The sequence below is a fragment of the Sarcina sp. DSM 11001 genome (assembly GCF_900101015.1).
Classification (GTDB): domain Bacteria; phylum Bacillota; class Clostridia; order Lachnospirales; family Lachnospiraceae; genus CAG-791.
In genome coordinates this window covers 1-17974 of the sequence record NZ_FNFZ01000033.1, presented here as the reverse complement: position 1 = coordinate 17974, position 17974 = coordinate 1, and the positions used below count along the sequence as shown (strand labels likewise).

The following is a 17974-nucleotide window of genomic DNA, read 5'->3' as shown; positions in this document are numbered from 1 at the left end:
TAAAACGAAAGGAAAAGTGGTGTATTCGCTTCTAACTACACCATACAAGCTATAACATGGAGAAGGAATTAAGAAAAAACCTATTTATCATAGGGAATGGTTTTGATATCGCACACGGAATACCTTCGCGATATTCTGATTTTCAAAAATACATACGAAGTCTTTATATGACTGAAGAATTAATCGATAAATCATATGATTCCTTCACCCCATGGAAGTATTCCGTACCAAGAACAAACAATATAAATGGTCATTTTGATATAAAACAACCGTATGTTCTCAACAACATATTGGGGTTTCTTGATTACTGTATAGCTCGGTCCGAGCACCCCAATGCTCCCTATAATTTCTATATTAACAGTGACTGGAGGTCTATAGAGGAAGTGTTAGGAAAACTCGATTTAGAAGAGTTTTTCTCAGAAGAGTTTAATTATTATGACATAAATAGCAGCGGTGATAACGAGTGGACGCTTTATGATATCGCTGAATGCTTTAAATTTTTAGAAGCACTAACTTCAATGTGGGCAAAGACAATAGATGTTAGCAATGCTCGCCCTATTAAAAGTTTTTTAAAGCTAATACATCGCGACAGACTCCTCCCAATAAACAATGACTTTTTCGTATCGTTTAACTATACGCCAACTTTAGAGCATGTATATGAGGTGACAAATGTCGTCCATGTTCATGGAATTGCAGGAGAGCGCGTGATGCTTGGACATGATCCCAATATTGATATAGACCGTTTTTGTCAAAAAAATGCCATACCGGAATCATGTAGACATGCTGCAAAAGTACTTTTAGAAGTCACTCAAAAAGACACTGAAAAAATAGCTACGATTTTAGCCGATTGTTTCAAGTATAACTGTGCGGGTGTAACTGATATTTATTCCTATGGATTTTCATTTGCAGATGTTGATCTTCCATATATAACTCTGATTTGTAACTCAATAGACACTAAATTGATCAAATGGCATCTTCTTGATTTTGATTCTAAAGAACAACGAAAGAAATATGCAGACAAGATACAACAATGTGGATTTAAAGGATCTTTTTCTACATATCATGTTGAAACTGGCACATCAAAGAAAAAAAAGAAGAAAAGTTCCCCTTGCATTGAGTATAAAAAAGCCAAAATTAAGCATATGGGCAGAAGTCGATACTATCTTGAGCAAATTCTTTTAATGTATAACACCATTAACTATCAGCCGACAAAATTAGATACCATACTCTTCATACCCCGAGTGTTACGCTGTCTCTTTTTTATTCTTATTGAAAATATGACAGTTGATCGTCATAATACAAAGCACACGAAAAAAGAAGATTAGAGATAAGGGACTGATTTAACGTAAGTGGTAAATACTAAGTGTCTATACCGTATTTAGCCTGCCTGAGATAATACTCGAAAAAACTAACTAGTTTTTTCGAGGAGACCAGCTATGAAAAGTCAAGTATGATTGAGGCGAGTATTACCAGGGATTTCTATCCGCTATGGAAAGTATCTCGGAGTATAATTACTTTGACACGTATTTCACATTGTCATTACCAAGCGGAGGGCACAGTGTTGTCCCAAATGTTAAAAAGACTTGCTTGTATTCATTTTAAGATAATAAAAATGATGTATGTCATGAGATTGATTTTCTAATGCTTTGAGGTGTGTTATTAATTACGCACATAAGCGAAGATAATCCATTTGCTCTCATCTGCATCCCATGCGGGCGATATGAGAATGGTGGATTCTTCTGAGGTTTTCTCTATTATTTTGTTTATGAATCCCTCCGATAAAAAAGCAGACGTTTTCGCCTGCTCCTATATCGCCTTATTATGATGTATCATGTCCTTCCATCAGTCTGCCAATGGCAGCTTCCGTCCTTTAAGCGAAGACCGTTCAACGATCTTGCCATCCCATGTGTAATATGGATTTTCCATATCCGGGACGTAGAATTTTGCAAGGCCTCCGAACATTTTCCTCTGAAATCTCTCGTAATCGAGCTTCAAATCATCAGACGCCTTTGGGTCGAGTCCGTAAAGGACATACGGCAGGTCGCCCCGGTCCCTCCGTTTTTTGTTTGCAACAGGAATCTCTCCTGTTTTTACGAGGTATTCATGCCATTTGTATTTTGGTGCAGGTCCTATCATATCAATCCCGCCTCCTTCATCATTTCTTCCATTTTTTCCTGGCTGCGAGAGAGAATCAGTTTTCCTGATGGTGGAATATCTCCTCGAAATGTCGAACTCGCTGCTTGCCCTTCAGAAGGTACAGATGTTACCATCAGCTTTAAGCTGTCCCAAATCTGGGACGTCTTTCTTTTGTCTCTATATTTTCCTTAATGAGCCTACTCATTTTTGTGGCTGTAATATCGAAGACGGACACAACCGAGTAGTCTGGTCTGCAATACTGCTTAATCCAAGAATTCTGCATATGGGGCATATTTTTCTTCCCAGTATAAGCAGAGTGTCTTAATTTCACTCTCGTATTTTAGGTACCTCACATTTTCTCTAATAGATTTTTTCAAAAAATCAGACAATATCTTTCACATTATCAATAAATTGCCAGATCAGAAGGCCTCCGAAAGACCACTGAATCTGCTCCGCTATTTCAACCCATACTTCATTCCAGAAGAGCAATATCACCAAACAGCCATGCCACTCCATTAATAATATTTCCGGCTTCAACAGGTATAGCCAACTTGCAATACAAATAGAATTCGAATTCCAGCGTTTCAATGGTCAAACAGTAATTGGGATCGTCGGGTCTCGAAGGAAGTATGCTCTCAACTTCTTTCACTATGCCGGAAAACAGAATATGGGGGCTCTCCGTAAAATCAGGGTCATCATTTATTGGAAATGTTCCCATTGGTATCATGGATTGCGGAGTCATCTGCGGACCCGACTCTTCGTAAGACTCCTCAGAGGGAAACACTTTTATGTCGCTTCCTATTCCATAGATGTCGATGTTACAAAGCGTTTCCTGAAGATCTTCATACTCTGAAGCATTATCGATGAAAATATTTACCGGGATCTCCATATCTCCAGTAGTTTCCATTCTTGCCATTTTACCGTCTTTGTAATCCATGAAATAAAAGAATGTGAGTGTGCTCAAATCAATTCCTCCTCATACGAAAAAGACCTGTCTTCGAGAGACTCAAAAATTGAATATCCGAACTTCCACCCGGGCCTTCTGGGCTTGCATAATCATATTCTTCGTTCCCCTGCTTTCACCGTTCCAGAAAGCAACCACGAGAGGAGTTGCTTCCAATGCGTATTCCAGCATTTGGCGATTCCTGACCGTGCCTGCACCTCTGCCATACTTTTTCCAGTCAGGAGAAAAAACACTGAGCTTCACCCCGCGCAAGCTGGCATATTCTTCAGCAAAAAGATCAGCCCCCCTGGCATGACCCGAAACAATCTCCAGATCCCTGTATTCAGATAGAATGGTGTCGAGCTGAGAAAAACAGAATGCCTTGTCGGTAAAATCCCGGCTGCCGCAAACTATAACTCGTGTTTCTATCGATTTACCCCGTTGTCTTCCGGTTATACTCATTGAGTTTCGACCAGGATAAAATTTGAGCCCCAGTAATCAGCGCCGGCTCGTCTTCTATGCCCACGGTTATAGAAATCGCAAAAAACTCATTTCCATCCTGGTTTTCGAAAGTTTTAACTTCTGCAGGCCAGTATTTTTTGTCCAGATAGCTGAAATACCCCACGTCCTGAAGCCACTGATCCAGTTCCGCTGCTGTCTTTTCTTCGATCCCTTCTGCAGAAACATAAATCGTAAGCATCGTAATTTGATCAACAGCCCAGCATTCTACAAAATATGGTCGTGTTGCATCAAGAAGTCCGGCATTCCAGCCAATGTTATACTCTCCATCTTCATTTCTTCCGGGCACTTCCTCCGTATGATCAATCATGGGAAGATAATGATCCGGATTGGCTCTATAGGCTTTGATAAGGTCCATTCCTGACAACATTCCAGTCCACCTCCTACACATAGATTCCCGGAGTGCCATCTGCAAGGGGTGCTCGTACATGCACATCCACACGAGCGCTGCGGTAGTCACAAAGGATCAAATCGTCAAAATCTTTCATTCCGTTCCTGCACTCTATAACTCCCTTGAGTCTGTCTCCCTTGTTGCAATTCAACTATATCCTATAAGTACTTCGATTCATAACAGACAGTGGTTGGATCCATAACGTATGGAATCAAGACGTATTTGAATTAAGGTTAGTTGGTCAACTTCTGGTTTTCCTGGTTTTGCTCTCTCTGGATGTCCTCTGCAAGCAGTTTAATAGTATTGAGGAAATACTCCAGATTTTCGTTATCCTTCAAAGCCTCAAAATAGATATTTTGCGTTGTACTTGCCTGTCCAATATATCCGTTTTGAGAAAGGGCTTCTTTATTATGAAAACGGATCAGTCTTTCTCGAATCGTCTCCTTGTCTTCTTTACCATTAAACATTTTGCTGATATCAGAAATCCAGAACTCAGTAACTGCCCGATAGTTTCCATGTGATGCCCACAGCGCAATTCTAAATACAGTTTGAGAACCAATCTTCGCTATATAGGATGGCTGTATTGCTCCCGATCCAGACACCCAGGAAAATCCACTTTTTTCAGCAGCTTCATATATCCTGTCAACCAAAGGTATAAACTCGCTCAAGCCAAACTTCTTAAATTCATTTTTGAATTCTTCAAGCGTTCGTGTACACAATATTTTCTTTCCAGATGAAGTGGCTTTTGTGCTGTCTAATGTGCTGTTTCCGATAATACTCTTTGCCAGAAGCAGGGTTCCGTCTTCCGTCCTGTAGGGCTTAAGTTCAACTCCGTAGACCTCTATGTCTTTCAGATTTCGATCAAGGAACTCAATCAGGATTCTGAGAGTATCCGGTATTTCATCCGCAGCAAACACCAATCGAAAGTTCTCGTCTGCGAGGTTTTTTGAAACGACACTCCAAAACTCTTCGCTATCATTAAATAATTCAGGATTAGGGACAAAGCCTTCACCATTTTTTTCTTCGAATGCATCCTGAATTTCTCCAATATCCCATTTTGACACTCGGGACGCATAATCCATCATCTGTGCAACGACTTCCCTCTTTATTCTGGTATCATTACTCCTCTTAACTTCTACCAGGACAGGCATTCCTTCTTCATCCACCATAAAATGGTCAAGAGAATAGGAGATACTGCCATATTCCAATTCTTTCATCGACAATTCCTGCTTTACAAGATAAAGTTTCTTGGATGTTCCGTCCTCCATAGTACGTGTAAGTAAATTGGGATTATCTTTGATGATTTCCTGAAGATCAGCTTCCTTTTCGTATTTTTTCATCTCCATTTCTATTGCCTTATTTCCGTTCATAAGAAACAGTGTGTTGTCCATTGAAATCCCCTTTCTTTGAATTGTATCTCTTCTGGCTTTACAGTATTAATCTGCTAACAGGGTCGTCTTCTGGATATTAAAGAGGTGTTCAAGTTCAGTTTGTTGCGACGGCAGATTTTTCACCGCAGTTATCCGCAACAATATCCTACATCCGCGGCACAGTCGTCCGCCGGTTCCTTTTTCTCATAAGATCTCTCAATCAGTCCCATACGGTCTTCGCACTGCTGCCTGGCCCTCTCCTCCGTATAGTGCCATGTGCTGTATACAAGGCAGACGACAATGTCCTCTATATATTCCTCAATGGAGCCATAGTCGAGCCACTTACAGCGACTCTCCTTGAACTCCCACGCTTCCTCCCCTGTCATCTTTTTTACCATTTCCTTACCTCGCATATGGATAGAATTCGTATTTCAGAGTTTCGGTCCTTAAACAGTATCCAGCCACCAGTATCCTCCTAGGCATAAGAGAAAAAGCTGTACTCGATTTTCTTTCTCGCGCATAAACTCCGGAGTTCGCTGCATCCGTGTTCTCCGCTGAACGCATGAAGCAGGGCTGTTTCCGGATCATCTTCTCCGTGGATCGCCGCCAGGAGTCTGGCTGTATTTTCCTCGTCAAAAGAGTACCAGTATTCATAATCGCTGTCGCCCCAGTAGTCTTCTACATAAGGGCCCAGATCCTGTCCGGAGATCCTCAAAGTGCCGTCAGCAAGGGTCGCGCTGACATGAACATCCACGCGCTTGCTGCGATAGTCGCAGAGTACCAGGTTTATAAACTCTTTCATACCAAATCCTCCGTTCTGCAAAATCAAAGGTTTTCGGCTTCATCGGGCAATCATAGAAGAACGCATATGGTGCCGAAGCGCTTCGAGCACGCTGTTCATATGGTAGCGGATCAAAAAGAGCTGGTTGGCGTACTGAGGATATTCTCTCCTCGCTTTCTCTATCAGAGGGTGGATGTATTCCTGCGTTTCCTGTATGTACTCTGCCATTTCTTCATCGGAAAAGCTGGTCGCCATACTCGAAACATTGTTACAGCGGTCAAGCAGCTTTACGAGCAGTGCGATCCTGTTTCGGGCGATCCCTTCATAGTAGGTCCTGTATTCCGGATCTGTCCTGCCGAATGTATCCGGCTTCGTGAGGAGCCGTACCGCTTCCCGGGTCTGATCATTGACCGGCAGTTCCTCTGGCAGAACGCCGCAGTCCTCACACACATCGTGGAGAAGACATGCAGACAGGAGATCGTCTTCCTCCAGGCCCAGCGCCAGGGCATGGCAGGTCAGAAGCAGCGGATGGTAAATATAGGGGACTTTTTCTCCGCTCTGACCGGTTTTTCTGTACTGTCCATCATGCTTTTCCCTGGCAAATGCCAGCGCTCTTCTTGTCTGGTACAGCCCCTTCGCGTTACAGTAAGCACTGACGTAGGTTGCCATCCGGACCTCATTGAAGAGCCGGTCAGAAAGATTTGTAGTCACTTCCAGAATCTCTGAGGAAGGCTCTTTTCCGGAGAGAAGCCAGTCCACAGTGACCTCATACAGCTCTGCGAGCTCCGGCAGTTTTTCCGTGTCAGGAATCGAATTCCCACATTCCCAGGAGCTTACCGACTGCGTTGTAATGAAAAGTTTCTCGGCAACCTGTCCCTGTGTCAGTCCACGGTTCTTTCTAGCTTCCGCCAATCGATATGCAAATGTTTCCATAAGTTCCATCACCTCCTTTGTCACACCCCTTTGCTGCAATACAACTATACCCCATAAATGCAACGATTCCTAACAGGCAGTGGTTGAATGATATTTATAGAAATCAAGCTATATTTGTCTTATAAGCTTTTATTCTCTACAAAAATTATAGGTCAGCCGCTTTTACAAATAAACGGATAATTTTAATCATTTTTACAGACCCGAAAGTATGCGCTGTTTTATAGACCGCAGGAGGATGGATAAATGTCTAAACGAAAAAGCCCTTCGCTCCGGTTCCGATGCCTGTCAGCATCAGTGCCAAAGCGAAGGGCTTTTAACATAAAGGGGGAGTATGAAAATCTATGGTTTGTCGTCTCGTTCTTTCCTGTCCACGTGTATTATCATACAACACAAAACTAAAATCCAAATAGAAAAGGTCTAAAGTGTTTATAAGAATTCTGTGTCAACGCTGTGAAAACAGCTCGTCCACTACGGTTGTCCATCGACAAAAGTGTGCTTATAAGACATATCAAGTCTGCCAAAAATATCATAAGAAAACTTCCTGCCGATGCACACGCAGCCGGGTATCCTCTCTCTGTATTTGTCTTTGGGAAGAAGTGTCCGGACCAAGGATCGCTTCCACGTTCTGGACTGCGGTCTGTAGGTCTTTGTGGTAATTGCTGATCCCCCGGTAAGCTTCCTTTCTATCTTCCCGTAATTTGAGCAGCCTCTCTTTTTTCTCTTTAAGGTCTTTCATCGACGGAATGGTGCCGTCATTATTGTTTTTGAAGTAGGCCACTGCTTCGTCGTACTGCGCAAGTTCATCCCTATGCCGGGAACGGAATCCCCCTTTGTTCCAGGACTTCAGAAAATCATTATGGACTGAACGGGACGCGTAGTAGCGCCCTGCATAATGGATCTGCTCATTTGTATTTTTGAGGCTTCTGTCTATATCATCCAATTCTGCGCTTGCTTTGTCAGCCATGTCTGAAAGCTCCCGGCATTTTTCATTAAGTTCTTCTCTGGAACCAATGCCCTGCTCCTGTATATAGGCAACCGTCCGGGACATTTCCAGCAGGTTTGTAAGCTCCACTTCTTCTGCATAAGCTTCGCTCTGCTGTGCTTTGATACATGTCTGCAGATCAATAACCAGGCGCAGATTTGTCCGGATGTAAAGAATCGCGACCGGATCCGCGTCGTAGTCATAAGAAGGGTCATACTCTGTCATGGACCTCTCAAGCACATTCTTTTTCACAGGAGCTCCGGCATCACTGCCAGAATCCTGCCGCACAGATTCATCAGCACCTTTCTGCCATTCATCCTGTCCTGCTTCTTTGACTTTCTCTGCGGGTTCTTCCGCTTCAAGGGCATTCAGCCGAATCCTTTCCAGGACCGCTTCCATTTCGTAATCACGTCCCAGAGCACGCCCTGTTATATATTTCCCGCGGTCCGGATGCAGGTAGCTGAACCGTCCGCGTCGGTCCTTTAGTACGATCCGGTGCTCATCCCTCAGGATACGCTCAAATTCCTTCAGGGAAGAGGAACGCTCTGCAGCGTCAAGGATGGCATCTCTCAGGTACTGTTTTTGTGTCTGAAACACAGTCCTCGCAGGTGTCATCCCATCTGCAACGATTTCCCTGTTCAGATTATCAAGACGTTCCTGGCCCCGCTGTCTGGCGCGGTACTCCTCGTTTGTGATCTTGTTTTTTGCCGGAGAAATAAGATCCACCTGGTGCAGCCCTTCGCGTTCACATATCCTCATAAGCTCACCCTTGATGTAGTTCATGAACCAGTCCGTCGGGTGGTGCTTGTATCCTGCCCTTCTGTCGATCTCCCGTTCCATAAAGGGTTCCTTTGGCACATCCAGTTTCCGGACACTGTTCATTATGATATGTACATGGATATTTCCGCTTTCATTATGCCCGTCGTTGTGCGTGCACACCAGCATCTGATGTCCCGGGAAACATCTGGAAGCAAATTCCTTCCCGAGTTCCTGCGCACGTTCCGGTGTAAGTCCTCTTTCGTCCCGGTCCTTCGGATCGAAGCTGATAATATAATGATGGGATTTTATCTCGTCATATTTTCTGTTCTTGCCGGTCTCCACGTTCAGCACTTCACATTCTTTGTCAAATGACCAGGGTTCACAATTGATCCCTTCCAGAATGAACTGGTCCCGCATCAGCTTGTTACCTGCTTCATCCCTGAGGGGGGCCCTATTTTCGTTGTGCTCGAAGATCAGGTACTCCAGGGCTCTCTTATAGTCAGCACTCTTACTTGCTATATGTTTCAAGGTAGCCACGATAATCACCTGCCATTTCCATAACTGCATCGCGCATCTCCATGATCTCATTAATGCATCTTGTCAGTTCCTCCATCATTGCCTTCGACCGGAGCCCTCCCATGTGAAAATAGCGCGTCAGCTGGTTCAGGTTATTGCCGATCGATGAAAATTCAGCGGCGAGCTCCTTCAGCTTCGGGAAATCCGCCACAATCTGCACATTCATTTCTACCTTTCCAAAGACTGCCAGATGGCGGACATATTCCGAAATGGACATCTTTGCGTCCTTTGCCGCATCATGAACATTTTCAAACTCCACGTCATTGAGCCGGACAGTGATCCAGTGGTTCCGCACGGCCTGCTCCGGCTTCTTTCTTCTTGTCATACCTTCTCCCACTCCTTTCCCCGCGCATGCTGCGCAGAAACCTCATCGGGAAACTCCCGATCTGCCTGTCTACGTCCTTTCCTCTTCGCACACTACACAGGAAACTTGTCAGGACACTCCTGATCTGTTTGTCTACGTCCTTTCCTCACGCACACTGCGCAGAAACAAATCACGGAACGGGGGCACTCCATTTTGAGGGTGAAGATGATATCTCCCATTCCTGCCGCCCTGTCCTTAAAAAACCAATGCTTCCGGCATTGCCGAAAAATGATCTACGGAGAAATTTTTCGCTGCGACAATCCCATTGGGAGCCAAAAAACAATTTTTCGTCCATCCGCCCCGTCGGAAAGTGATGAAAATTGACCACCGAGGGATTGGGGAGCGGAATCCCCAACAAGATCCCAGAGACACCGGATACCCGTTTTGGGTTATCCGTGTTCGCCGGGAGAATCTTGCGTTGGAACGGTTTGGCACTCCCACAGATATGAATTCAGCGAAAATATCCCCCTCTAATAACCCCAGATTTCAAATTCCCCAGGAAACCGGAAACGACCGGATTTCCACAGGACTATTTTTGTTGCCCGCCCAAAATGTGCCCAGCGTCAGAAATCAAAAAACTTTTTCCAGCTATTTTGATAAAAACGGTTTCCTTAGCCCCTTATTTTCTGGGGTTAGTAGAAGGACTTTAACCAAAACAGTATCAGGAGGATTTTAATGATGGAAAAAACAACACAGATGAATGAAAAAAGATGCTACAGCGTAAGCGACCTGCAGGAGATGCTGGGGATCAGCAAGCCGGCTGTCTATGAACTGATCAAGCGGAAGGAGTTCCGCTGGGTCATGATCGGAGGCAGGTACAAGATCTCGAAGAGAAGTTTTGACGAATGGCTGGATGGAAGTTTTGATACGTCCCAGGCTCCCCTGAAAGACGTGAAATCCACCTGATCCGTACCTTCATCCCATATGCTCCTTTGCAATGGTGGACAAGTCGACCACCATTTTCGCCACCGCGACATCCTAAGAGATTTCGAGACCTTGAGATATAATAGAAAGGGAAACAGGACAGAATGTGCGAACAAATGAAGTGGTGATGAAAGGACAAAAATGATACAGGATGGGAAAACTGCAGGGATGGGAAACAACTCCTTAACAGACCTGAACGCTGAAGGTCCGCAAAGAGGAACTTTCATGACGGTGAGGCAGATGGGAGAGCTTCTGGGACTTAAGAGAACGGAGTGGTACTGGCTTCTTCACAAAAATCTTTTTGAGACCAGGAAAATCTATGGAAAGACCATGGTCAATGTTGCCAGTTTTGAAAAATGGTACGCCGGTCAGATCCACTATCACAAAGTGACCGGAGAGGAGCCAGGCCAGCTGGTCAACGCTACGACCTATTCCGTCCGCGATCTTATTGGATTGCTGGGAATCAGTGAATCAAGAGTCTATGCATTGATCAAGCGGGAACATTTGAAGACCGTGTCTATTGATTTCAGGATGCGTGTACCCAGGGAGGCTTTTGATCAGTGGTACTCCTCACAATCGCGTTACCGCAAAACAGAAGAAAAGCAAAAAGAAAATGACAGGCTCCATTCTGGGCTCACGATCCCGCAGATGGCGGCGCTTCTTGGAATTCCTGTAGAGGACGGATACCGCCTTCTGGAAGACAATGAGTATGCGCACTTTTTTACATGCGTCATTCTGGATGGACAGCGGCGGATCATGCAGGAAGACTTTGAAGCCTTTCTGGCCGGACAGGACAGGTTCCACCTGGTTGAAGTCGTAAGGATGGCACATGATTCAAAAGGACCTGGCGCAGTTACTATCGAACTTCCGGAAACAGCAGATCAGAAAACGAAAGACACCTGTAAAAGAAAAACCCGACACGCCTGGTGCGAACGTACTGCCGATTTCATCACCATTGCCGAGGCTGCGGAAATAGCATGCGTGACCCGCCAGGCGATCTCAAAGATAGCTGACCGCGGAAAGATAGGCTACATGAAAGCCGGCGGAAGGATCCTGATCCGCAGGAACGATTTTGAAAAATGGCTGCAGGACCGAGATGCCGGACATTGAAAATACATCCACCTGCCGGGAAGGCCTGCAGGCGATCAGGAACTGAAGAAGATTAAACGCAAAATCAGAATGATCTGCAATCGGGGGGAATGAAGATGGCTTCTATAAAGGAGAGGAACGGAAAATACTGTGTCATCTATACGTATTACGATGAAAGTGGAAACAAGAAGCAGAAGTGGGAAACCTACCCGACCAAAACGGAGGCGAAGAAGAGAAAAAAAGAGCTTGAATACAAGGGTAGCCTGGGCAGGATGGTGATCCCGAAATGCCGGACACTCAACGAGCTGCTCGAAGAATATGTCAGCCTCTACGGAAAAGACAGATGGACCATGTCGACGTATCAGAGGAATAAAAGCATAATCGCCAATTACATTACCCCGATCATAGGAGAGACAAAGATCCGGGATATCAACACTCGCTTCCTGGAATTCTATTATAAGAAGCTCCAGCAGACGCCTGCGGTCCCGCTTCACGGACAGAAAAAGGCAAGAACCGAATTTGTCGGTCCAAGCACGATACGTGACATACACAAACTCCTGAGCAGCTGTTTCAAGCAGGCAGTGAAGTGGGAGCAGATGGAAAAGAATCCGGCGCAGTACGCGACAGTCCCAAAGTATAAAGCGACAGAACGAGCAATCTGGACGGCAGAGACTCTGATGCACGCGACGGAAGTCTGTGAAGATGAACAGCTGAAGCTCGCGATCAACCTCGCTTTCGCTGCCTCTCTTCGGATCGGCGAACTCTGCGGCCTCACATGGAAATGCGTGGACATTTCTCCGGAGGCAATCGAAAAAGGCGAGGCGTACATCTATATTGACAAAGAATATCAGCGCGTTTCCAAGGAAGCTGTCAAAGTGCTTGGTGGGAAAGACATCCTTTTCACTTTCCCCTCCGAGAGCCGGCTCTGTAAAACGGTCCGCGTCCTGAAAAGACCGAAGACGGACAGCTCCGTCCGCAAAGTCTTCATTCCAAAGACCGTTGCGAAAATGCTAATTCACCAGAAAGAAGAACAGATCAAAATGAAAGAGATCCTCGGTTCTGAATACCAGGACTACGATTTGGTAATGGCAACACCTTACGGATCCCCTGTCGACGGACAGAGCATCCGCAGCAAACTCGACCGACTGATTGAAGATTACGACCTCCCCGATGTTGTTTTCCACAGTCTGAGACATACCAGCGTGACTTACAAGCTCAAACTCAACGGCGGTGACATCAAAGCCGTACAGGGAGACTCCGGTCACTCCCAGATCAATATGGTGACCGACGTTTACAGCCACATCATCGATGAAGACCGCAAGAAAAACGCGGAGCTTTTCGAAGAGGCATTTTACGGAAAGAAGAATCTGAATCCACAGATCAACGAGCAGGCTGTTGCAGGGAAGGCTGAAAAAACACTCACAGTTCCAGAAGGCGTGGATACCGAGCTACTTGCAAAAGTGCTGGGTAATCCGGAGATGGTAGCGCTGCTATCTTCGATTGCGAAGACAATGAAGGAATAATTTTCATGCTTGTGAACATGCCCGGCTTGGGCACACAGGGGTATGAATAAACTACGCGCCGCTTCGCGCGTTCCAAGCAAAGAATAGCGCCGGAGTCCTTTTTGGATCTTCGGCGCTATGTGAGCGGTGCAATGCTTTTTGCAGTTTTCCCATGTCTTCGATCAGGTGTGAAGGCAATCGCCTCTGATAAAGATTCTTTTATTGGGGAAGTTGTCATTTTTTGCCTTCTGCCTGTCCCTATCCGGTAAAAGGGTCCCCTCAAACAGAACTATTCCGCCAATCTGCAAGCGCTTTACGCCTGGCACCTTCTTCTTATTGAAATTGAAGCTAAGCATGTAACCGGTGTCCAGATTCCAATACTCCAGATATTCCATGATCTGCTTTTCTCCGTCGGCATTGTACCTTTCGCCGCGCCACACCTTCATATCAAGGATATACTGCTGTCCCAGGTAGTCCACGATGACATCCGTGCGGGTCTGGTCCCTGGTCTGTGCCTCAATATAATAATTGCCTGTACCTTTGATGATGGGCTTCAGATACAGCATGAACAGTTCTCTGTCATCTTTTCCTTAAAGCGGTCCTCAAGAGGTCCGCAGACCTACATGTAGGTGACAATGAAGCGCTCCAGAATAAGCCTCATGTTGAGCCTACCGTCCTGAACGAACTGGTTTTTTGCAAGCTCTCCTTCCCTGGAAAAGACATTGTTCTTCATCTCTTCATCAGAAAGGGACAGGTTATAGAGCCTGGTCTCAAAAATGCGGTTTGCCACGCGAACCGTATTGTGGTCATTTCTGATGAGTCCGTACATCTCGAGCTGGGAAATGTCTTCCTGATCCGGATTATAGGTAAGCTTTGTTCCTTCCATCAGGATACTCCTGATCGATGCCCGCAGTTCCGGATAATTTGTGAGTTTTGCGGTGATAGACTGAAACAGGGTATTGTTCTCGGAGAGGATAAGCTTTACTGCCTCGTCAATGCCATGCCGTGTCTATGCATCCGCCAGAGGAAGCTTTCTGCTGACTTCCGTATCCGCCAACTGGCAGATGCGGCTCACCAGAAAAGGATATCCGTCCGTATAATCATGGATGTATTCTTCGATCGAGGCAGTGTCCATCCCGGTATGGTAATCCGCTTCATTTTCACCGAGCATCCCCGCGATGCCTTCAGTGGAAAGGCTCATATCGATATCGAAATCCGCAACGATGTTCCATGGACTGTTTACCTTATATTCATCGTCATCCCGAATCCTGCTCTTAAGATGCTTTACATCTGTAACACCCGCCAGGATGACAGAATGGAACGCTGCAATGCCGTCAGTGTCGCGGGCAATATAACCGTCGCGGAGCTGCGCCAGAAAATCCAGAAAAGCGCGGTTATTTGTTGCGCTGTCAACCTCATCAATGATCAGAACGACCGGCTTTTCAGAAGTATTGCACCAGTCTCCAATAACAATGAAAAGCTCATCCAGTTCCGCCAGATTGTCTTTTCTGGACAGTATTTCCTCCACACTGTCTTTGGTCCCTTCCGGCAGCCGTTCATAGACCAGACGTTTCCGCTTCAGCAGTCTGCAGAAGGCCCTGACAAAGGACTGCTCTGTCCTGAAGCCGGCATCTCCAATGCCCTGAAAATCCAGGTTGATCACATCGTACTCCCCGGCAAGGTCATTTTTCAGGGCATACAGCGTCGTGGTCTTGCCATACTGCCTCGCCCGATTGATCGTAAAATATTTTCCCGCATCAACCAGCTTTTTGATTTCCCTGACTCTTTCGGAAAGATCCACCATATAATGTTTTAACGGGATACACACAGCAGTTGTGTTAAATCCCTTCATCTTGTTGTTCCTCACGGGAAAACCATTTCCAATGCTGATCCCATTATAGCAGGCAGCAGGTGTATCTTCCAGTTTTTCAATCTGCCTGAATTATTTCGCCTTAACCTGTGGAGATAGAAATCGTTATGACACTTGTAACGGGTTGTGATATTATTTTATCATTAGATTATAGCTGATAAAAAGTATCATTATTTGGATCTGCAGTTTACAGGACATAAGCAGAAAGGGAGTTTGAGATGAATGTGTACGAGAATATAGATAAAGCTTTAGAAGCAATAAAAAAGATATCATTTTCAAAAGGCTTTCCGGTATACTACCGTGGGCAAAATAAAAACTATCATATAACATCGTCTCTACACAGGCTTTCATCCTCTGAAGAGATAAATAAAGAAGCAATAAAAACTACCTTATTTATCAAATGGTTAAAAGAGCGCGATGCGTTCCTTACAAGTGCCGAAGCTACAAATGAGTTGTTGCATGGAACTGACCTCGTCTATTGGGCAATCGCACAGCATTATGGTTATAAGACAGATCTTATAGATTTTACTACGAGTTTAGAAACAGCAACAGCATTTTCATTATTAGGTGGAAAAGTTGGTGATATCGGTGTCATATACTGTTTATGGGAAGATGATATTCAGGATTTAATACGCCTGTATCATAGCGTCAAAAGTTCTTTCAATCCACAATGCAGGGAACTTCTTGAATCTGTAAATTTTAATCCGTTCTTCAATTTCCAAATTCATGAATTGTCTCGGATCACTAATCAGCACGGTTTGTTTCTTTGGGACTTAAACTCCATAATATCTACATATTGGAATCAGACTGTAATGAACTATAAGGAATGGGTTGATTACCATTGCTTCTATTTTCGCCAGACAGACAATAGTATTGATATCAGCGTTTTACGGGCAGTATATCCTGAACCAAATTATGTTGAAATGATAATAGATCAGTATGTCCAAGTAGAAAACAGAAACTTTTTTTATAAGAACTATAAAGAACTGCTTGACTCAATTGAAACAGTAACCCCGCTCTCGACAGACTCCCTTTCGTCTTATTTTGTAGAAAATGATTTTTCTATGCTCCATAATATTTTTTATCACGAGAAAAACATATTTTACCCTCATGACGGAATGCAAACACTGTCAGTTGATATCGATTTTGATTTTATAATCAAGCTAGAAAATGAAGAAACATCTCTTGATTTTGTTAAGTCTTGGCTTCATCACCTCAGCAATAATACATTTTATTTTTTCACCAGCACAGAACCTTTTGTTAAATTATACTCAGAATTAATTAATGAGGTTCTTGCCTTAAAGGGTATCTTTCCGGCATTCAACGCACAAGCTCTAAGTTTTATCTTGCAGAAGGTGATATCGATTCTAGGTAGTTTACTAATACTGACAAACAATAATTCTCCACAAGCCTATGCACTGGCGTATGCAAAACTATCTGAATATCAATTTAACTTAAATGATCCTATCCATAGTATCGATCATATATTAGACATCGTAAGGGAACAAGTATGCCTCAACGATCTTGCTGCTGACGTATGGGGGGAAAGGTGCATATTTTTGAAAATAATTGGTTGTAATAATACAACTTCTTTTGGTGTGCTTCCAAGCCCATTTGTTAATGATTTAACACGCGATTATAGAAGTAATATGTTGGGGAAAATGCAATGGTTACATGAGCAAGGCATCCTTCCTGCAACCCAAATAGAATTACCTCAATCAGGAGATATTTATCGCATTTCCAAAGAGAAAGACTCTTTGTCTTTAAAGGATCTATTCAATTATGTTTCCAAGCCTGCTGTTTTATTTGATGCCCGCGATATGCTAAATATAATGATTCATTGTTTCATTCCATGGCAAATTGTAATGTGTCCTAAGCGATGTAGAATTTATAATCCATTAGAGTATAAAGAAATACGTTTAATGGAAAGTGAAAACATTCCAAATTCAAAATTATACTATTGGAAAGGTACATATATTACTATTACCTGATTAAAATGAATAATGATGTTGGGGGCTTTTGACCCCAACATCATATTATAATTGTTATTAATAAGGCATACTACTCGGAGTGCAAGAGCCGATATAATTGTCAAAAGTTTATTACTTTAGATGAATTAGCGTTGGTCGGAGGCGATGATAAATGAATTGTTCAAGCATTGTGGAATTGGCGGAGCATATTGTTGAGTTAAAGAATATGGGGATTTCTGTTTGCATTTTTATGGGCGCAGGAGTTTCAAGCAGTGCGGGAGTCCCTTCTGCTAACACAATTATGAAGGATATAGAGGAGAAATATCCATATGCGGTCAAGCGAGCTCAAAAAAACAGAACATATGGAGAATATACGAGGTGCCTCAAACCAGGAGTTCGGAAAGAGATACTCAAGCAATACATGGAGGAACCGCAAGTTAATATTGCGCACTTATATCTTGGGAGTTTTGTTAAAAAGGGGTATGTAGATCGGATTATTACAACTAATCCTGAATAATTCACCGATTATTCGGTAATCGCGGGAAACCCGCTTCGGTACTACATTTACAACTACATATTGTGTTCACCTTCCGAGTGAAAGCATTGAACTGCTTGGTACTGCCTGTTTTCAGAGTTCTTAACATACAAAAAGGATCTCAGCTATGTTAAGATTAAGGTGTCGAATCAAAATCAAACATAAAGGAGAGATCCCTATGTCTATTGTAAATGACACCTCTTTCAGTTTCAATAAGCAATTCAAATTTAACTTCAATGGCGGCGAACTTTCTTCCGATGGAGGCCTGTTTCTCCTTAAGGAGTTCGCGCACCGCATCGGTTTTGAAAAAATCATCCGTGATAACTTTCA

The 17974-nt window shown here is 44.0% G+C and carries 19 protein-coding genes; 6 read left to right on the top strand and 13 right to left on the bottom strand.

The genetic code is table 11. The annotated features are described in order from the left end of the window. The first annotated feature begins 56 nt into the window (after positions 1-56). Positions 57-1325: an AbiH family protein gene (locus BLT02_RS14510; RefSeq protein WP_092997093.1), complete on the top strand. Its 1269-nt coding sequence runs from the start codon at positions 57-59 to the stop codon at positions 1323-1325. 517 nt (positions 1326-1842) lie between these two features. On the opposite strand, the gene BLT02_RS14500 is transcribed toward BLT02_RS14510, so the two are convergent. From BLT02_RS14500 to mobC, 10 genes are all read right to left on the bottom strand, one after another. After that, complete coding sequence (locus tag BLT02_RS14500; protein WP_092997087.1) at positions 1843-2136, bottom strand: hypothetical protein; 294 nt, start codon at positions 2134-2136, stop codon at positions 1843-1845. A 472-nt stretch (positions 2137-2608) separates the two neighbouring features. Beyond that, positions 2609-3100 (bottom strand): hypothetical protein, encoded by a 492-nt coding sequence (locus BLT02_RS14495; protein WP_092997084.1) that lies wholly within the window; start codon positions 3098-3100, stop codon positions 2609-2611. A 42-nt stretch (positions 3101-3142) separates the two neighbouring features. Then, positions 3143-3541: a DUF2493 domain-containing protein gene (locus BLT02_RS14490; RefSeq protein ID WP_092997081.1), complete on the bottom strand. Its 399-nt coding sequence runs from the start codon at positions 3539-3541 to the stop codon at positions 3143-3145. After that, a complete protein-coding gene (locus tag BLT02_RS14485; RefSeq protein ID WP_092997078.1) occupies positions 3513-3968 on the bottom strand; it encodes a hypothetical protein in 456 nt (151 codons plus the stop codon). The genes BLT02_RS14490 and BLT02_RS14485 overlap by 29 nt, the downstream gene beginning before the upstream one ends. A gap of 254 nt (positions 3969-4222) precedes the next feature. Further along, positions 4223-5380, bottom strand: a complete 1158-nt coding sequence (locus BLT02_RS14480; protein ID WP_092997075.1) for a PDDEXK family nuclease — start codon at positions 5378-5380, stop codon at positions 4223-4225. A gap of 128 nt (positions 5381-5508) precedes the next feature. Further along, on the bottom strand, positions 5509-5757 hold the full coding sequence (locus BLT02_RS14475) for a hypothetical protein (RefSeq protein ID WP_139187657.1): 249 nt from the start codon (positions 5755-5757) through the stop codon (positions 5509-5511). 77 nt (positions 5758-5834) lie between these two features. Beyond that, entirely contained in the window at positions 5835-6161 is a 327-nt protein-coding gene (locus BLT02_RS14470) for a hypothetical protein (protein WP_092997069.1), read from the bottom strand. A 39-nt stretch (positions 6162-6200) separates the two neighbouring features. Beyond that, complete coding sequence (locus BLT02_RS14465) at positions 6201-7073, bottom strand: helix-turn-helix domain-containing protein (RefSeq protein WP_175453865.1); 873 nt, start codon at positions 7071-7073, stop codon at positions 6201-6203. Between the two features lie 526 nt (positions 7074-7599). After that, on the bottom strand, positions 7600-9351 hold the full coding sequence (locus BLT02_RS14460) for a relaxase/mobilization nuclease domain-containing protein (protein ID WP_092997063.1): 1752 nt from the start codon (positions 9349-9351) through the stop codon (positions 7600-7602). Beyond that, positions 9323-9715, bottom strand: a complete 393-nt coding sequence (mobC, locus tag BLT02_RS14455) for a plasmid mobilization protein (RefSeq protein ID WP_092997060.1) — start codon at positions 9713-9715, stop codon at positions 9323-9325. The genes BLT02_RS14460 and mobC overlap by 29 nt, the downstream gene beginning before the upstream one ends. A 714-nt stretch (positions 9716-10429) precedes the next feature. Here mobC and BLT02_RS14450 point away from each other — a divergent pair. The 3 genes from BLT02_RS14450 (at position 10430) to BLT02_RS14440 (ending at position 13290) form a co-directional block, all read left to right on the top strand. After that, positions 10430-10660, top strand: a complete 231-nt coding sequence (locus BLT02_RS14450; RefSeq protein ID WP_347475016.1) for a helix-turn-helix domain-containing protein — start codon at positions 10430-10432, stop codon at positions 10658-10660. A 243-nt stretch (positions 10661-10903) separates the two neighbouring features. Further along, positions 10904-11788, top strand: a complete 885-nt coding sequence (locus tag BLT02_RS14445) for a helix-turn-helix domain-containing protein (protein WP_175453864.1) — start codon at positions 10904-10906, stop codon at positions 11786-11788. A 95-nt stretch (positions 11789-11883) separates the two neighbouring features. Further along, the gene (locus BLT02_RS14440) at positions 11884-13290 is read left to right on the top strand and encodes a site-specific integrase (RefSeq protein ID WP_092997054.1); all 1407 of its coding nucleotides are present in this window, start codon (positions 11884-11886) and stop codon (positions 13288-13290) included. A 161-nt stretch (positions 13291-13451) separates the two neighbouring features. Here BLT02_RS14440 and BLT02_RS17975 read toward each other — a convergent pair whose 3' ends face one another. The 3 genes from BLT02_RS17975 to BLT02_RS17965 form a co-directional block, all read right to left on the bottom strand. After that, positions 13452-13835, bottom strand: coding sequence for a GxxExxY protein (locus BLT02_RS17975; RefSeq protein WP_242869834.1), 384 nt, complete (start codon positions 13833-13835; stop codon positions 13452-13454). Between the two features lie 53 nt (positions 13836-13888). After that, positions 13889-14155: a hypothetical protein gene (locus BLT02_RS17970; protein ID WP_242869833.1), complete on the bottom strand. Its 267-nt coding sequence runs from the start codon at positions 14153-14155 to the stop codon at positions 13889-13891. Positions 14156-14278: 123 nt separating this feature from the next. Further along, positions 14279-15121: an AAA-like domain-containing protein gene (locus BLT02_RS17965; protein ID WP_242869832.1), complete on the bottom strand. Its 843-nt coding sequence runs from the start codon at positions 15119-15121 to the stop codon at positions 14279-14281. Between the two features lie 236 nt (positions 15122-15357). Between BLT02_RS17965 and BLT02_RS14430 the strand changes: the two genes are divergently transcribed. Both BLT02_RS14430 and BLT02_RS14425 read left to right on the top strand, forming a co-directional pair. After that, the gene (locus BLT02_RS14430) at positions 15358-17130 is read left to right on the top strand and encodes an FRG domain-containing protein (RefSeq protein WP_092997051.1); all 1773 of its coding nucleotides are present in this window, start codon (positions 15358-15360) and stop codon (positions 17128-17130) included. 151 nt (positions 17131-17281) lie between these two features. After that, entirely contained in the window at positions 17282-17626 is a 345-nt protein-coding gene (locus BLT02_RS14425; RefSeq protein ID WP_092997048.1) for an SIR2 family protein, read from the top strand. Positions 17627-17974: the final 348 nt, after the last annotated feature.

Excerpts from the sequence above, each read along its gene's own strand:
- BLT02_RS14510 (WP_092997093.1), top strand. The coding sequence starts at position 57 with ATGGAGAAGGAATTAAGAAAAAACCTATTTATCATAGGGAATGGTTTT.
- BLT02_RS14500 (WP_092997087.1), bottom strand. The coding sequence starts at position 2,136 with ATGATAGGACCTGCACCAAAATACAAATGGCATGAATACCTCGTAAAA.
- BLT02_RS14490 (WP_092997081.1), bottom strand. The coding sequence starts at position 3,541 with ATGAGTATAACCGGAAGACAACGGGGTAAATCGATAGAAACACGAGTT.
- BLT02_RS14485 (WP_092997078.1), bottom strand. The coding sequence starts at position 3,968 with ATGTTGTCAGGAATGGACCTTATCAAAGCCTATAGAGCCAATCCGGAT.
- BLT02_RS14480 (WP_092997075.1), bottom strand. The coding sequence starts at position 5,380 with ATGGACAACACACTGTTTCTTATGAACGGAAATAAGGCAATAGAAATG.
- BLT02_RS14475 (WP_139187657.1), bottom strand. The coding sequence starts at position 5,757 with ATGGTAAAAAAGATGACAGGGGAGGAAGCGTGGGAGTTCAAGGAGAGT.
- BLT02_RS14470 (WP_092997069.1), bottom strand. The coding sequence starts at position 6,161 with ATGAAAGAGTTTATAAACCTGGTACTCTGCGACTATCGCAGCAAGCGC.
- BLT02_RS14465 (WP_175453865.1), bottom strand. The coding sequence starts at position 7,073 with ATGGAAACATTTGCATATCGATTGGCGGAAGCTAGAAAGAACCGTGGA.
- mobC (WP_092997060.1), bottom strand. The coding sequence starts at position 9,715 with ATGACAAGAAGAAAGAAGCCGGAGCAGGCCGTGCGGAACCACTGGATC.
- BLT02_RS14450 (WP_347475016.1), top strand. The coding sequence starts at position 10,430 with ATGATGGAAAAAACAACACAGATGAATGAAAAAAGATGCTACAGCGTA.
- BLT02_RS14445 (WP_175453864.1), top strand. The coding sequence starts at position 10,904 with ATGACGGTGAGGCAGATGGGAGAGCTTCTGGGACTTAAGAGAACGGAG.
- BLT02_RS14440 (WP_092997054.1), top strand. The coding sequence starts at position 11,884 with ATGGCTTCTATAAAGGAGAGGAACGGAAAATACTGTGTCATCTATACG.
- BLT02_RS17975 (WP_242869834.1), bottom strand. The coding sequence starts at position 13,835 with ATGCTGTATCTGAAGCCCATCATCAAAGGTACAGGCAATTATTATATT.
- BLT02_RS17970 (WP_242869833.1), bottom strand. The coding sequence starts at position 14,155 with ATGGAAGGAACAAAGCTTACCTATAATCCGGATCAGGAAGACATTTCC.
- BLT02_RS17965 (WP_242869832.1), bottom strand. The coding sequence starts at position 15,121 with ATGAAGGGATTTAACACAACTGCTGTGTGTATCCCGTTAAAACATTAT.
- BLT02_RS14430 (WP_092997051.1), top strand. The coding sequence starts at position 15,358 with ATGAATGTGTACGAGAATATAGATAAAGCTTTAGAAGCAATAAAAAAG.
- BLT02_RS14425 (WP_092997048.1), top strand. The coding sequence starts at position 17,282 with ATGAATTGTTCAAGCATTGTGGAATTGGCGGAGCATATTGTTGAGTTA.